General features: G+C 62.2%; 15 protein-coding genes. 6 read left to right on the top strand and 9 right to left on the bottom strand.

What is annotated here, in order from left to right; translation table 11 throughout:
- Nucleotides 1-421: 421 nt before the first annotated feature.
- Genes pcaC through ABLU73_RS11435 form a run of 6 tightly spaced genes read right to left on the bottom strand, consistent with a single transcriptional unit; the run spans nt 422 to nt 5,486 of the window.
- The gene (pcaC, locus tag ABLU73_RS11460; RefSeq protein ID WP_004886998.1) at nt 422-811 is read right to left on the bottom strand and encodes a 4-carboxymuconolactone decarboxylase; all 390 of its coding nucleotides are present in this window, start codon (nt 809-811) and stop codon (nt 422-424) included.
- Nucleotides 801-1,568 (bottom strand): 3-oxoadipate enol-lactonase, encoded by a 768-nt coding sequence (gene pcaD / locus ABLU73_RS11455; RefSeq protein ID WP_348850215.1) that lies wholly within the window; start codon nt 1,566-1,568, stop codon nt 801-803. Before pcaD ends, pcaC begins: the two co-directional genes overlap by 11 nt.
- The gene (locus ABLU73_RS11450; RefSeq protein WP_114465314.1) at nt 1,558-2,910 is read right to left on the bottom strand and encodes a 3-carboxy-cis,cis-muconate cycloisomerase; all 1,353 of its coding nucleotides are present in this window, start codon (nt 2,908-2,910) and stop codon (nt 1,558-1,560) included. Before ABLU73_RS11450 ends, pcaD begins: the two co-directional genes overlap by 11 nt.
- 9 nt (nt 2,911-2,919) lie before the next feature.
- The gene (pcaF, locus tag ABLU73_RS11445; RefSeq protein WP_004887005.1) at nt 2,920-4,122 is read right to left on the bottom strand and encodes a 3-oxoadipyl-CoA thiolase; all 1,203 of its coding nucleotides are present in this window, start codon (nt 4,120-4,122) and stop codon (nt 2,920-2,922) included.
- 10 nt (nt 4,123-4,132) lie between these two features.
- A complete protein-coding gene (locus ABLU73_RS11440) occupies nt 4,133-4,789 on the bottom strand; it encodes a 3-oxoacid CoA-transferase subunit B (RefSeq protein WP_004887008.1) in 657 nt (218 codons plus the stop codon).
- Between the two features lie 10 nt (nt 4,790-4,799).
- Nucleotides 4,800-5,486: a 3-oxoacid CoA-transferase subunit A gene (locus ABLU73_RS11435; protein WP_004887011.1), complete on the bottom strand. Its 687-nt coding sequence runs from the start codon at nt 5,484-5,486 to the stop codon at nt 4,800-4,802.
- Nucleotides 5,487-5,655: 169 nt separating this feature from the next.
- Between ABLU73_RS11435 and ABLU73_RS11430 the strand changes: the two genes are divergently transcribed.
- Nucleotides 5,656-6,462: an IclR family transcriptional regulator C-terminal domain-containing protein gene (locus tag ABLU73_RS11430; protein ID WP_004887014.1), complete on the top strand. Its 807-nt coding sequence runs from the start codon at nt 5,656-5,658 to the stop codon at nt 6,460-6,462.
- Here ABLU73_RS11430 and smrA read toward each other — a convergent pair.
- Nucleotides 6,459-7,022 carry a DNA endonuclease SmrA gene (gene smrA / locus ABLU73_RS11425; RefSeq protein WP_004887017.1) on the bottom strand — a complete coding sequence of 188 codons (564 nt, stop codon included), beginning with the start codon at nt 7,020-7,022 and terminating at the stop codon, nt 6,459-6,461. The two genes, ABLU73_RS11430 and smrA, sit on opposite strands and share 4 nt — an antisense overlap.
- A gap of 101 nt (nt 7,023-7,123) precedes the next feature.
- On the bottom strand, nt 7,124-8,032 hold the full coding sequence (locus ABLU73_RS11420) for a LysR family transcriptional regulator (RefSeq protein ID WP_004887019.1): 909 nt from the start codon (nt 8,030-8,032) through the stop codon (nt 7,124-7,126).
- Between the two features lie 166 nt (nt 8,033-8,198).
- On the opposite strand from ABLU73_RS11420, the gene ABLU73_RS11415 reads away from it, so the two are divergent.
- The 3 genes from ABLU73_RS11415 (at nt 8,199) to abgT (ending at nt 12,603) form a co-directional block, all read left to right on the top strand.
- The gene (locus ABLU73_RS11415; protein WP_064794820.1) at nt 8,199-9,509 is read left to right on the top strand and encodes a M20 family metallo-hydrolase; all 1,311 of its coding nucleotides are present in this window, start codon (nt 8,199-8,201) and stop codon (nt 9,507-9,509) included.
- Nucleotides 9,509-10,954 carry a M20 family metallopeptidase gene (locus tag ABLU73_RS11410; protein WP_348850213.1) on the top strand — a complete coding sequence of 482 codons (1,446 nt, stop codon included), beginning with the start codon at nt 9,509-9,511 and terminating at the stop codon, nt 10,952-10,954. The genes ABLU73_RS11415 and ABLU73_RS11410 overlap by 1 nt, the downstream gene beginning before the upstream one ends.
- Nucleotides 10,955-11,076: 122 nt before the next feature.
- Nucleotides 11,077-12,603 carry a p-aminobenzoyl-glutamate transporter gene (abgT, locus tag ABLU73_RS11405; protein WP_023318148.1) on the top strand — a complete coding sequence of 509 codons (1,527 nt, stop codon included), beginning with the start codon at nt 11,077-11,079 and terminating at the stop codon, nt 12,601-12,603.
- Nucleotides 12,604-12,635: 32 nt separating this feature from the next.
- On the opposite strand, the gene ABLU73_RS11400 is transcribed toward abgT, so the two are convergent.
- Complete coding sequence (locus ABLU73_RS11400) at nt 12,636-12,794, bottom strand: hypothetical protein (RefSeq protein ID WP_032455956.1); 159 nt, start codon at nt 12,792-12,794, stop codon at nt 12,636-12,638.
- Between the two features lie 267 nt (nt 12,795-13,061).
- Between ABLU73_RS11400 and ogt the strand changes: the two genes are divergently transcribed.
- Both ogt and fnr read left to right on the top strand, forming a co-directional pair.
- The gene (gene ogt, locus ABLU73_RS11395) at nt 13,062-13,577 is read left to right on the top strand and encodes a methylated-DNA--[protein]-cysteine S-methyltransferase (protein WP_004887029.1); all 516 of its coding nucleotides are present in this window, start codon (nt 13,062-13,064) and stop codon (nt 13,575-13,577) included.
- Between the two features lie 194 nt (nt 13,578-13,771).
- Nucleotides 13,772-14,524: a fumarate/nitrate reduction transcriptional regulator Fnr gene (fnr, locus tag ABLU73_RS11390; RefSeq protein ID WP_004887031.1), complete on the top strand. Its 753-nt coding sequence runs from the start codon at nt 13,772-13,774 to the stop codon at nt 14,522-14,524.
- Nucleotides 14,525-14,594: the final 70 nt, after the last annotated feature.

Below are 14,594 nucleotides of genomic sequence, written 5' to 3'. Positions count from 1 at the left end.
GGCCCGACCCGAAGCCTGCAGGGATAAGTCGAAGGGACCGCGCAGCGGCGATTTTGCTGGCCGGAGCCCGGGGGTACAGGGGGCGGCGGCGACTGGCCGCCCCCTGTGCGCTCCCTGCGCCATAAGAGACATAACGCAGAAGATCAACCGGGAGCGCAATCTGCCCGGAATTAACATAGAAGTTGTAGCCCTGCCAGGCGCATTGCAAACAGGGAAATTGACGATTGTGCCGTTATTTCGCCGGGTGACGGCTGCGCCTTACCCGGCCTACAGGATCCTCTTGCAAGCTTACACCTCGGAGGCCCGGCAAGCGCAGCGCCGCTGCGCAATCTATCGGCGCCGTACCCGCCATTATGTCGGGTGGCGGCTACGCCTTACCCGGCCTACAACAACTGCCGGGCAATCCGACTCGGACGACGACTTAACCCCGCCCGGCGTCGATGTCGTCAAACACCTGCTGCGCCAGATGCATCGTGGCATTGGCCGCCGGCAGTCCGCAATACAGCGCAGAGTGCATGATCAGCTCTTTCAGCTCATCGCGGGTCACCCCGTTGTTAAACGACGCGCGTAGATGCATCTTCAGCTCCGCCTCGCGATTGAGAGCGATCAGCATGGCAATGGTGATCATGCTGCGGGTGTGGTGGTCGAGCCCCGGACGCGTCCACGTCTCACCCCAGGCGTAGCGGGTGATAAAGTCCTGAAACTCGTCATTCAACGGCGTCAGATGCTGCAGGGTACGGTCGACGTGGGCGTCGCCCAACACTTTGCGCCGCACCGCCATTCCGTCCTGGTAGCGCTGTTTATCCTCCATGGCGTTCTCCCTGGAAAAAGCTCAGCAGCGCTGAAGTAAAGCTCTTCGCCGCCTCAATGTTTGACAGATGCGATGCCGGCAGAACCACCACCTGGGAAGCGGGGATCTGCTGCTGCAGAAAATTGGCGTCAGCGACCGTGGTGACAGGGTCACTTTCCCCGGCGATGATTAACGTCGGCAGCGGGATCTGCCCCACTTCGCCCCGCAGGTCGGCGGCGGCCAGCGCCTCACAGCAGGCGGCATAGCCTTCGGCATCGGTATGGGTCAGCTGGTGACACAGGGCCTCCACCACCTCCGGCGCCTTCTGGCGAAACGCGTGGGTGAACCAGCGGTCCGCCGCCCCGGCGGCCACCACCGCCATTCCTTCCTGGCGTACCGCCCGCGCCCGCGACAGCCAGCTGGCCTGATCGCCGATGCGCGCCGCGGTGTTGGCGACGGCCAGACCATAAAAACGCTCTGGCGCAAAGCGGCCCAGCCACAGACCGGTCAGACCGCCCATCGAAATCCCGCAGAACCAGGCCCGGTCGATATTCAGATGATCGAGCAGCGCAATTACATCTTCCCCCAGCTGGGCGAGGGTCACTTTGCCATTTTTCGTCGTTTTACCGTGGCCGTGGATGTCGTAGCGCAGCACCCGGAAATGGGCGGTTAGCGCCTCAATCTGCGGCTGCCACATCGCCCGGGTGGTGCCCAGCGAGTTGGAGAGAACGATAACCGGCGCACCTTCCGGTCCGTCGAGTTGATAATCAAGATTCATCATGTTGCTCCTGATAACGCGCCAGCACCTGGCGCACAAAGCATTCGGCGCTGCCGGTCGCCGTTGCCGGTTCCAGCAGCGTGGTTAAACGTTCGCGGGAGAGATACTGGCTGACCTGCGGATCCGCCGCGAGCAGATCGACCAGCGGACAGAGGCGGTCCAGCGCCTGACGGCACAGCGCCTCAATATGATGATGCGCCTCGGCTTTGCCGATGAATTCCGCCAGCGCCAGGGTCACCGCCTCAGCCATGATCAGCCCGTGGGTGATATCGAGATCGGCGCGCATCTTCTGCGGAAAGACCTGCATGTCGCGCACCAGCGCCTCGCTTTGCGCCAGCGCCCCGCCCACCAGGGTAATCAGCTCCGGCAGGGTCTCCCACTCCGCCTGCCAGCCGCCCAGCGCCCGCTCGTGCTGCTGAATCTGGCAGGCGTAGAGGGTCGCCATCAGACCCGGCGTGCGCTGGGCGGCGGTCAGGATCGCCGCGCAGGCCACCGGATTGCGCTTATGCGGCATCGTCGACGAGCCACCGCGCCCTTCCGCTACCGGCTCGCCCGCCTCCGCCACTTCGGTCTGCATCAGCAGGGAGAAGTCGTTAGCGAATTTCCCCAGGGTGCCGCAGACGCCGGCGAACCAGGCGCCCGCCTCCAGCAGCCGATCGCGCTGGCTGTGCCACGGGGTATCCGGCAGCGTCAGACCAAGATTCTGCGCCAGCGCCTGGCCAACCGCCGGCCCTTTCTCTTTTAGCGCGTCCAGGGTCCCCGCGGCGCCGCCGAACTGCAGCACCAGCAGACGCGGACGCATCTCGCGCAGCCGCTGCTGCCAGCGCAGGAGCGCGTCGAGGGTACCCGCCAGCTTCAGGCCAAAGGTCACCGGCAGCGCGTGCTGCATCCAGGTCCGGCCCGGCATCACGGTATCGCGATAACGATCCGCCTGCCCGGCGAGGGCCGCCAACAGCTGCTCAAGCAGGGTCTCAGCGGCCTCCAGCGCCCCGCGCAGCTGGAGCACCAGACCTGTGTCGATGGCGTCCTGACTGGTGGCGCCCCAGTGAACGTAGCGCGCGGCGTCCGGATCGCGCGCTTTTACCTGGGCCGTCAGCTGTTTCACCAGCGGGATCGCCAGGTTACCCGCCCCCACCGCCGCCTCGCCGAGGGCGGTAAAATCGATCGCCTCGTGGCGGCAGGCGGCGACAATCGGCCCGACCGCCGCCGTCGGCACCATGCCGCAGGCGGCCTGCGCCTGGGCCAGCGCCGCTTCAAAATCCAGCATGCCCTGCACCCGCTGCGCGTCGCTGAACCAGTCGGTCAGCGGACTGCTGCGCAACATCGGGGTCAACAAACTCATTCTGGCTCCTTAAACACGTTCAATAATCAGGGCGATCCCCTGCCCGACGCCGATGCACATGGTGCACAGCGCGTAGCGGCCGCCGGTCCGTTTCAGCTGGTAAGCCGCGGTCATCGCCAGGCGGCCGCCGGAGGCGCCGAGCGGATGCCCCAGGGCGATCGCCCCGCCGTTGGGGTTCACATGGGCGGCATCGTCCGGTAAGCCCAAATCGCGGGTCACCGCCAGCGCCTGGGCGGCGAAGGCTTCATTCAGCTCAATCACGTCCATCTGGGCTAACGTCAGGCCGGTCTGCGCCAGCACCTTCCGCACCGCCGGCGCCGGGCCAAAGCCCATAATGCGCGGCGCCACCCCCGCCGTCGCCACGCCGACCACCCGGGCCAGCGGTTGAAGATCGTTGGCCGCCAGCGCGGTTTCGCTGGCCAGCAGCAGCGCGCAGGCACCATCGTTAACGCCGGAGGCATTCCCGGCGGTGACGCTGCCGTCGGCGCGCACCACGCCGCGCAGTTTAGCCAGCGCCTCCAGCGAGGTGCTGCGCGGGTGTTCATCGCGGCTAAACCGCAGCGGCTCGCCTTTGCGCTGCGGCACCTGGACGGCGATCAGCTCATCGGCGAAACGTCCTGCCTCCTGGGCCGCGGCGGCGCGCAGTTGACTGCGCAAGGCGAACGCGTCCTGATCGGCGCGGGAAATGGCAAACTCATCGGCGACGTTTTCCGCCGTCTCCGGCATGGAATGGACACCGTACAAGGCTTTCATCTGCGGGTTAATAAAGCGCCAGCCGATGGTGGTATCTTCCATCTGCATGTTGCGGCTAAAGGCGCTCTCCGCTTTACCCATCACAAACGGCGCCCGGGACATGCTCTCCACCCCGCCGGCGATCATCAGCTGCGTTTCACCGCTTTTAATCGCCCGCGCCGCGACGCCGATCGCGTCGAGGCTGGAGCCGCACAGGCGGTTGATGGTGCTACCGGGCACGCTCTCCGGCAGCCCGGCCAGCAGCAGCGCCATGCGCGCCACGTTGCGGTTGTCTTCCCCGGCCTGGTTGGCGCAGCCCAGAATCACATCGTCAATGCGCGAGGGATCCAGCCCCGGGTTACGCTCCAGCAGCGCTTTCAGCGGCAGCGCCGCGAGGTCGTCGGCGCGCATCGTCGCCAGAGTACCACCAAAACGGCCAAAGGGTGTACGCACCGCATCACAGATAAATGCCTGATTCATCATAGGTTCCTTACGCGCTTTCCGCCAGTTGTTCAAAGGTCAGCGTCACCGGAGTGATGCGCTGCAGCTCTTCAAAAGAGAGACCGTTAAAGATTTCCCGCACCACCGGGCCGCGGTCGGTAATGTCGATCACCGCCAGGTCGGTATAGATCCGGCTAACGCAGCCGACCCCGGTCAGCGGATAGCTGCACTGTTCCACCAGCTTGCACTCGCCGTCGCGGGTCAGATGGTCCATCATCACAAACACCTGTCGAGCGCCGATGGCCAGATCCATCGCCCCGCCGACCGCCGGGATAGCGTCCGGCGCGCCGGTGCTCCAGTTGGCGAGATCGCCGCTGGCAGAGACCTGATAGGCCCCCAACACGCAGATATCGAGATGGCCGCCGCGCATCATGGCAAAGGAGTCGCCATGGTGGAAATAGCAGCCGCCCTGCAGGAGGGTGACGTACTCTTTTCCGGCATTGATCAGCTCCGGATCTTCTTCGCCAGGCAGCGGTTTCGGCCCCATGCCCAGCAGGCCGTTCTCGCTATGCAGGAACACCTCTTTGTCGGCGGGCAGGTAATTGGCAATCCGGGTCGGCAGGCCAATACCGAGGTTAACGTAAGCGCCTTCGGGGATATCGCGGGCCACGCGCTGGGCCATTTCGTCACGGGTCAGTTTTTGCATCTCGGGCTCCTCAGGCGCGTTGTGCGGCAGTCAGGTTTTCCAGCGAGAAGAGGCGCTGGACGAAAATGCCGGGGGTGATAATGTGTTCAGGGTCGAGGTCGCCCAGCGACACCAGCTGCGAGACTTCAACGATGGTGGTTTTCGCCGCCGTCGCCATAATCGGGCCAAAGTTGCGTGCCGCCTTGCGATACACCAGGTTGCCCCAACGGTCGCCCTGGTGAGCTTTAATCAGCGCGAAATCGGCTTTGATCGGATACTCCAGCACATAGTGGCGGCCGTCGATTTCCCGTGTCTCCTTCCCTTCCGCCAGCGGCGTGCCGTAGCCGGTGGGGGTAAAGACCGCGCCCAGCCCGGCGCCGGCGGCCTGGATCCGCGCCGCGAGGTTGCCCTGCGGCACCAGCTCCAGCTCCACTTTGCCGCGGCGATAGAGGTCATCAAAAATCTGTGAATCGACCTGGCGCGGGAAGGAGCAGATCATTTTGCGCACCCGGCCAGCCTTCAGCAGCGCCGCGAGCCCCACTTCTCCGTTACCGGCGTTGTTGTTAATGATGGTCAGGTCGCGGGCGCCCTGGTCTATCAGGGCGTCAATCAGAAAGGTCGGCTGGCCGGCAGGACCAAAGCCGCCGATCATAATAGTCGCCCCGTCGTGGATCCCGGCGATGGCCTCGCTCAGCGTCGATACGCTTTTATCAATCATCAGGTCGCTCCATTGATGTGCGGTAATCGCACTTTTATTCGTTGTTCGCACAAAATGTGACCCGCTTAACGATGTCGGTCAAGGGCGATAATCGAAATATGGTGCGATAATCGAACATCGGTTATCTTTAGCGAAAGAATGTGATCGATGGCAAATATGGGGAACAGAAATGGATAAGCATCCAGACGATTTACTGACCGGCGACGGCGATCCGTTTAAGGGCGATCCTAACTTTATGGCCTCGCTTGCGCGCGGCCTGGAGGTCATTCAGGCATTCACGCCGCAGCGGCCCCTGCTGTCTATCTCACAGATCAGTCAGAAGACCGGTATTCCGCGCGCCGCGGTGCGCCGCTGCCTGTATACCCTGAGCAAGCTGGGGTTCGTCTATGCCGAAGACGGTAAAAACTTTCAGCTACGGCCGCGGATCCTGGCCCTCGGTCACGCCTGGCTGGCCTCGACGCCGCTGGCGCGTTCGGCGCAGCCGGTGCTGCGGCATCTGAGCGAAATGCTCAACGAGTCCTGCTCCATCGCCACCCTCGATGGCGACGATATTCTGTATATCGCCCGCGCCTCCAGCTCGCGGATCATGACCATCGACCTCGATATCGGCAGCCGCCTTCCGGCGTGGGCGACCTCGATGGGCCGGGTGCTGCTCAGCCATCAGCCAGAGGAGAAGCTCAACGATATGCTGGCGAGGGTAACCATGATCCGCTATACCCCGCAGACGGTGGACTCGGTGGCGAAGCTGCGCGCCGAGCTGAAACGGGTGCATCAACAGGGGTATGCCCTCAACGATCAGGAGCTGGAGATGGGCCTGCGCTCCCTCGCGGTACCGCTGTTTAACGCCCAGGGTCAGGTGCAGGCGGCGCTGAACGTCGGGGTGCATGCGGGCCAGATGTCGGCCCGCGAAATGATCGACCGCGTGCTGCCGGAGCTGCAAAAAGCCGCCCGCGAGCTGACGCTGCTGATGCGCTAACGGCTGCGCTTGGCGTGCTGCTCCCAGGTCTCCTGCTTCGCTTCGGCCGATTTACGCAGCGCGACATAGCAGGCGCCGCTGCCGCCGTGGTGCGGAAGCGCGGCGCAGAAGGCCTGCACCTCCGGCAACTCTTCCAGCCAGCGCGCCAGATAGCTGCGGATGATATTGGCGTGGGACTGATCGTCGCGGCCTTTGCCGTGAACGATCAGCACATTGCGTAACCCCTCTTTCTGCGCCTGCACCATAAAGGCGAAGAGCATCTGCCGGCACTGCTCCACCGGCTGGCGCAGCAGGGAGAGGCTCGCCTGCTGGCCGTATTTCCCCCGCCGCAGCTTATCCAGCACGCCGCTCTGCAGCCCTTCGCGCTTAAACTCCAGCGGCGTGGCGAGCGGTACGATATCGAGATAGCCGGTAGTGAGAAAATTATCCAGTTGCAGGGTGTCGACGCGCTGCGGGGCGCGACTGTTGCGCCCGGGATGCCAGTGCACGTCATTGTTACGTTTCAGGGGCTGGACATCTTCCATGGCGTCAAGAAACAGGGATTTGTCATCAAGGTTCATGGGCTCTCCTCCAGCGGCTGTCGCCAGCTACTATAGCCGCCTCGTGCTCCCCCCTCAATGCGTTTATCCCCGTCTGCTGGCAAAGTGAGCGCGACGGGCGGTTAAGGAAACCATTGTCGACTCTGGCGGCGAAACAGGGTGATCAATGACGCCGTTAGCGGCGTCTGTCGGGTGTCGCGCCGCTGGATCAGAAAATAGGCCGCCGTCGGCAACGCTTCGCGGACGGGGATCATCATCAGCTTGTCCGCCATCAGCGGATCGTTGCCGAGCTCCACCGGCAGGATACTGAGAAAATCGCTTTTCACCACCAGGCTGATGCACGACGAGAAGGTCTCGCACACAATATTCACCTTTGGCGCCAGCCCGGCCTGATTAAACCTGTCCTGCAGCTGTTTAAAGTAGCTGCCGCGCGGCGTCGGCATGGTCCAGTGGTGATCCATCAGCTCCACCAGCGAGGTGGCCTGCGCCGCCGGATGCCCCGCGCGAGCGAACACCGCGAACGGTTTCTCAAACAGTTTTTCAAAGCTGAACTCATGGTCGTACGGCCCGGGATAGTAGGTATTGATGGTGAAATCCAGCTCTCCCTGGCGCAGCTCATTGATCATCGCCAGCAGCTGGCCCTCCATGATCCGCACCTTCACCTGAGGATGCTGCTGATGAAAGCGGCAGATCACCGACGGCATCAGCGACCGGGCGACGCTGGCGCCAAGGCCAATATTGATCTGCCCGGCCTGCTCTCCCTGACGCTGCAGCAGTTCATCCTGCGCCGCCCGCAGCTCCTCAAGGATCAGGCTCGCATGTTGATAAAAACTTTCGCCATTGTCAGTCAGCGCCACCCCCTGGCGGCGGCGGACGAACAACTGAGCGGAAAGCCCCTCCTCGAGCTCTTTAATCGCTTTGGTCAAGGCCGGCTGCGAGATCGCCAGCGAGCGGCTGGCGCCGCGAATACTCCCTTCCCGGGCCACCTCGACGAAGGCGCGAATTTGATGAAATTTGATCTGAAAGGCCATGCTTTTGGTGATAACCGCTGTTTATCAGACGCAAGAAAATGACATCTACTGTAATCCATCAGGCTGTGGCAGGTTAAGAGCGTTAAGGCGTGTAGCGTGTCAGTGATAAATAAAAGCTATCACATCGTGAACGCCATCACATTTTTTACTTATGACAGGATAAGCTATGCCGCAACTTGATGAATACCTGCGCCAGCTGGCGCCAGCCATGACCCAATGGCGCCGCGATTTTCACCTGCACGCTGAATCCGGCTGGCTGGAGTTTCGCACCGCCAGTAAGGTGGCGAAGATCCTCGATGGGCTCGGCTACCAGCTGGCGCTGGGGCGCGACGTCATCGATGCCGACAGCCGGATGGGGCTGCCGGATGAGGAGACCCTGGCCAAGGCTTTCGAGCGCGCCCGCGAGCAAGGGGCGCCGGAACGCTGGTTGCCGGCGTTTGAAGGCGGGTTCGCCGGCGTGGTGGCGACGCTCGACACCGGACGTCCCGGCCCAACCCTGGCCTTTCGCGTCGACATGGACGCCCTCGACCTCAATGAGCAGCACGATGACAGCCATCGCCCCCATCGCGACCATTTCGCCTCCTGCAACGCCGGCATGATGCACGCCTGCGGCCACGATGGGCATACCGCCATCGGGCTGGGGCTGGCGCATGTGCTCAAGCAGTATGTCGCCCAGCTCAATGGCGTCATTAAACTGATTTTCCAGCCTGCTGAAGAGGGTACCCGCGGCGCCCGCGCGATGGTGGCCGCCGGCGTGGTGGACGAGGTGGACTATTTTACCGCCATCCATATCGGCACCGGCGTCCCGGTCGGCACCGTGGTGTGCGGTGGCGACAACTTTATGGCCACCACCAAATTCGATGTGCAGTTCAGCGGCGTGGCCGCTCATGCCGGCGGCAAGCCTGAAGATGGGCGCAACGCGCTGCTCGCCGCCGCCCAGGCCGCCCTTGCCCTGCACGCCATCCCACCGCACAGCGCCGGCGCTTCGCGGGTCAACGTCGGGGTGATGCAGGCCGGCACCGGACGCAACGTGGTGCCCTCCTCGGCTCTGTTAAAAGTGGAAACCCGCGGCGAAAGCGAAGCCATCAACCAGTATGTTTTTGACCGGGCGCAGCACGTCATCGCCGGGGCCGCGGCGATGTATCAAGCCGGGTACGAGTTACGCATGATGGGGGCCGCCACCGCCAGCGCCCCGTCGCCGGCGTGGGTGGCGTACCTGCGCGAACAGGCCGCGCGGGTGCCCGGCGTGCAGCAGGCGGTGGATCGCATCGCCGCCCCGGCGGGATCGGAAGACGCCACCCTGATGATGGCCCGGGTCCAGGCGCGCGGCGGCCTTGCGTCATACATGATATTCGGCACCGAACTGAGCGCCGGTCATCACAACGAGAAGTTTGACTTCGACGAGAGCGTAATGACGGTCGCGGTCGACACCCTGGCGCGCGTCGCGCTTAACTTTCCCTGGCAGCGGGGGGTGTGATGGACCCGATTTTTCAGTTTGTTGAAGAGGTAATTGAGGCAAGCCGCGAGACCTATTGCGCCATCGCCGATGATATCTGGGACCACCCGGAGACGCGCTTTGAGGAGTTCTGGTCCGCCCGGCGGCTGGCGGACGCCCTGGAAGCGGAAGGTTTCCAGCTGACCCGTGATGCTGGCGGGATCCCCAATGCTTTTATCGCCAGCCTCGGCGAGGGCCAACCGGTTATTGCCCTGCTGGGCGAGTTTGACGCCCTGGCGGGTCTCAGCCAGCAGGCCCATTGCGCGGAGCCGACATCGTCAACGCCGGGGGGCAACGGTCACGGCTGCGGGCACAACCTGCTCGGGACAGCGGCTTTCGCCGCGGCGGTTGCCGCCAAAAAATGGCTGCAGCAGCACGGCGGCGCGGGCACCCTGCGCTTCTACGGTTGCCCGGGGGAAGAAGGCGGCTCGGGCAAAACGTTCATGGTGCGCGAAGGGCTGTTTGATGACGTCGATGCGGCCCTCACCTGGCATCCGGAGGCCTGGGCCGGGATGTTCAGCACCCGCACCCTCGCCAACATTCAGGCGGCGTGGCGCTTTACCGGCACCGCCGCCCACGCCGCCAATTCGCCGCACCTGGGGCGAAGCGCCCTGGACGCGGTCACCCTGATGACCACCGGCAGTAACTTCCTGAATGAACATATTATCGAAAAGGCGCGGGTTCATTACGCCATTACCGATACCGGCGGCGTCTCGCCCAACGTCGTCCAGGCCCAGGCGGAAGTGCTGTATCTGATCCGCGCCCCGGAGATGGCAGATGTAGAACAGATCTTCGCCCGCATTGAGAAGATTGCCCAGGGGGCCGCGCTGATGACCGAGACCCACGTCAGCTGCCGCTTTGAAAAAGCCTGTTCCAGCTATCTGCCCAACCGCACGCTCGAAGCGGCGATGTATCAGGCGGTAGCGCATTACGGCACGCCGGCATGGAGCGACGACGATCGCGCCTTTGCCGCGGCGATCCGCGCCACGCTCAGCGCCAACGATATCAACAACAGCCTGAACAATATCGCCGGCACCGGCGGCGAGGCGGGGAAAACCTTCGCTCGTCGCCACCGCGATACGCTGCTGATTGATGAGGTGGCGCCGTGGACGGCCACGGATACGATTCTCGCCGGCTCCACCGACGTCGGCGACGTCAGCTGGAAAGCGCCGGTGGCCCAATGCTTCAGCCCCTGCTTCGCGGTGGGTACCCCGCTGCACAGCTGGCAGCTGGTGAGCCAGGGACGCACCGCCATCGCCCATAAAGGGATGCTGCTGGCGGGGAAAGTCCTCGCGGCGACGGCGATCCGTTTATTCAGCGACCGCGCGCTGCTGGAGGCCAGCCAGCGAGAGCTCAGGCAGGCGCTGGCCGAACATCCTTACCGCTGCCCTATTCCGGCGGAGGTGAGACCGTCGGTTTTACGATAACCATAAGACCAGACCGCTCCTGACAGACGCTGACCGGCATAGCGGCACGCACCGACCATAATAACCGCCGGCAGTACGGGAGCAGGCCTGCCCAACACAACAACGACAACAGAGGAACGCCCATGAGTATGTCATCCATACCGTCGCCTTCCCCCGCCGGAAAGCGCTATGGCTGGGTAGAGAAGATCGGTAATAAGGTCCCGCACCCGTTTTTGCTGTTTATCTATCTTATCGTGGCGCTGATCGCCGCCACGGCGATACTCTCCGCCTTCAACGTCGGGGTGCAAAACCCGGCGGACGGGTCGCGGGTGGTGGTCAAAAACCTGCTCAGCGTGGAAGGGCTGCACTGGTTTTTACCGAACGTGATTAAAAACTTCAGCGGTTTCGCGCCGCTGGGGGCGATCCTCGCCCTGGTGTTGGGCGCCGGCTTTGCCGAGCGGGTGGGCCTGTTGCCCGCGCTGATGGTCAAGATGGCCTCCCACGTTAGCGCCCGTTATGCCAGCTATATGGTGCTATTCATCGCCTTTTTCAGCCATATCTCTTCCGACGCCGCGCTGGTGATCATGCCGCCGCTGGGGGCGCTGATGTTTCTCGCTGTCGGTCGGCATCCGGTCGCCGGCCTGCTGGCGGCGATAGCCGGCGTGGGCTGCGGCTTTACCGCCAATTTACTGATCGTCACCACCGACGTGCTGCTCTCCGGGATCAGCACCGAGGCGGCCAAATCCATCGATGCCTCTCTGCACGTCAGCGTGATCGACAACTGGTACTTTATGGCGACCTCGGTGATCCTCCTGACCCTCGTCGGCGGTTTAATCACTGACAAGCTGGTGGAGCCGAGGCTGGGACAGTGGCAAGGCAGCCGCGACGAAAAGCTGCAAACCCTGACCACTGAGGAGCGTTTCGGCCTGCGCATCGCCGGGGTAGCAACGCTGGCGTTCGTGGCGGTCATCGCCCTGATGGTGGTTCCTGAAAACGGCATTCTTCGCGATCCGGTTCAGCACACGGTGATGCCCTCGCCGTTTATCAAAGGCATCGTGCCGCTGATCATCTTTTTCTTCTTTGTCGTGTCGCTGGCTTACGGCATCGCCACTGGCAAAATTCGCCGTCAGGCCGATCTGCCGCAGTTGATGATTGAGCCGATGAAAGAGATGGCCGGATTTATCGTGATGGTCTTCCCGCTGGCGCAGTTCGTGGCGATGTTCAACTGGAGCAATATGGGCAAGTTTATGGCCGTTGGCCTGACGGACCTGCTGGAGAGCGCCGGCATGAACGGCGTCCCGGCGTTTGTCGGTCTGGCGCTGCTGTCGGCTTTTCTGTGCATGTTTATCGCCAGCGGCTCGGCCATCTGGTCGATTCTGGCGCCGATCTTCGTGCCGATGTTTATGCTGCTGGGCTTTCACCCGGCGTTTGCGCAGATCCTGTTTCGCATCGCCGATTCATCGGTGCTGCCGCTGGCGCCGGTTTCACCGTTTGTACCGCTGTTTCTCGGTTTTTTACAGCGCTACCGACCCGACGCCCGCCTCGGGACTTACTACTCGCTGGTGCTCCCTTATCCGCTGATTTTTCTCGCCGTCTGGCTGCTGTTGCTGGTGGGCTGGTATCTGGCAGGACTGCCCATCGGCCCTGGCATTTATCCGCGGCTCCCTTAAGCCGTTGAAGCGCCAGGGACGGCTGCTTACTCTTAACGCGGCACCTTCATTTTGACCTTACGGGGGACATCTGCGGCTCCGGCGAAGATGCCGAAAAGCGCGCGATACCCGCGTTCGAGCAACAGCGTGAGGCCGTGGATAACCAGGCCGCTGAAGATCAATACGATTACGCCAGTCAGTATATATTGCATAGCCCCACCTCTGAGTTATTAACCGCGCCGCGACGACGCGGTGGCACCTTCCCGGGCGCGCAAAGCGGCGCGGAGGACCGGCGTCGTCAGCTTAAAAATAGCAAAAACCATGCCCGATAACCCGCCAGGATCGATCCAAAAATAAATCAACGTACAGGCCGCAGGAAGCCGGCCGGGAATACGGGTTTATCTTTTGGGAGTATAGTTGACCGCCGCCGGCGCGTGGTATCGTGTGGCCCTCGTGTACGATGGTGGATGACTGAAACGATGTTGACCTTGCTGCAGGATAAAATGGATACCCCGCTGGGGGCGCTGTGGGTACTCTGCGACGAACAGTTTAATTTACGCGCCGTCGAGTGGGACGAGCACCGCGATCGGATGGAAACCCTGCTCGACGTACACTATCGCCGGGAAGGCTATCAGCGCGTTGACTGCCGCAATCCGGGCGGTCTCAGCAGTAAGCTGAACGACTATTTTGCCGGCGACCTGGCCGTTATCGAGACCCTGCCTACCGCCACCGCCGGCACCCCTTTCCAGCGCCAGGTCTGGCAGGCGTTGCGCGATATCCCCTGCGGCCAGGTGATGCACTACGGTCAGCTGGCCGAAGCGCTCGGTCGTCCCGGCGCGGCACGCGCGGTGGGGGCCGCCAATGGCGCCAACCCGGTGAGTATTGTGGTGCCTTGCCATCGGGTCATCGGACGTAACGGTACGATGACCGGCTATGCCGGCGGCGTGCAGCGTAAAGAGTGGCTTCTGCGCCACGAGGGCTATCTGTTGCTTTGACTGAAAATGCCTTTTCTGGAATTTTCAGGTAATTTTACAATCAAATGTGGCTGAATAATCTATTTTTAATCAAGCAGATATCAGCCTGTTTTGATTTCCCCTGCTGATATTACGTGTTTCAGAGCCTGAAGACTTACCTGCTCATCAAAAAGATGTTAAAATTGACCAATATCAATTAAGGCCTGAGCAGACATATGATCCCTGAGAAGCGAATTATTCGACGCATTCAGTCTGGCGGTTGTGCTATCCATTGTCAGGATTGCAGTATCAGCCAGCTCTGCATCCCCTTTACTCTGAACGAGCACGAGCTTGATCAGCTGGATAATATTATCGAGCGGAAAAAGCCCATCCAGAAAGGTCAAACCTTGTTCAAAGCCGGTGATGAGCTGAAATCGTTGTATGCCATTCGCTCCGGGACCATCAAAAGCTACACCATCACCGAGCAAGGCGATGAGCAGATTACCGGCTTCCACCTGGCGGGCGATCTGGTGGGCTTTGACGCCATCGGCACCGGCCTGCACCCGAGCTTCGCCCAAGCGCTGGAAACGTCGATGGTATGCGAGATCCCCTTTGAAACCCTCGACGATCTTTCCGGAAAAATGCCGAATCTGCGTCAGCAGATGATGCGCCTGATGAGCGGTGAGATCAAAGGCGACCAGGATATGATCCTGCTGCTTTCCAAAAAGAACGCCGAAGAGCGCCTGGCCGCGTTTATCTATAACCTGTCCCGCCGTTTCGCGCAGCGCGGTTTCTCTCCCCGTGAGTTCCGTCTGACCATGACCCGCGGCGACATTGGCAACTATCTCGGCCTCACCGTCGAAACCATCAGCCGTCTGCTGGGGCGTTTCCAGAAGAGCGGCATGCTGGCGGTGAAAGGCAAATACATCACCATTGAAAACGGCGACCTGCTGGCCCAGCTGGCCGGTCAGGCGCGTAACGTCGCTTAATCTCCGCGCAACACCTGGTCAGGATCGGCAATTTTTTCAGATTTGTTGATCTGACCAGGCTCCTCCCCTG

The sequence above is a fragment of the Klebsiella sp. GG_Kp175 genome (genome assembly GCF_040062325.1).
Classification (GTDB): Bacteria; Pseudomonadota; Gammaproteobacteria; order Enterobacterales; family Enterobacteriaceae; genus Klebsiella; species Klebsiella quasipneumoniae.
This window is presented reverse-complemented; position numbering and strand designations above follow the sequence as displayed.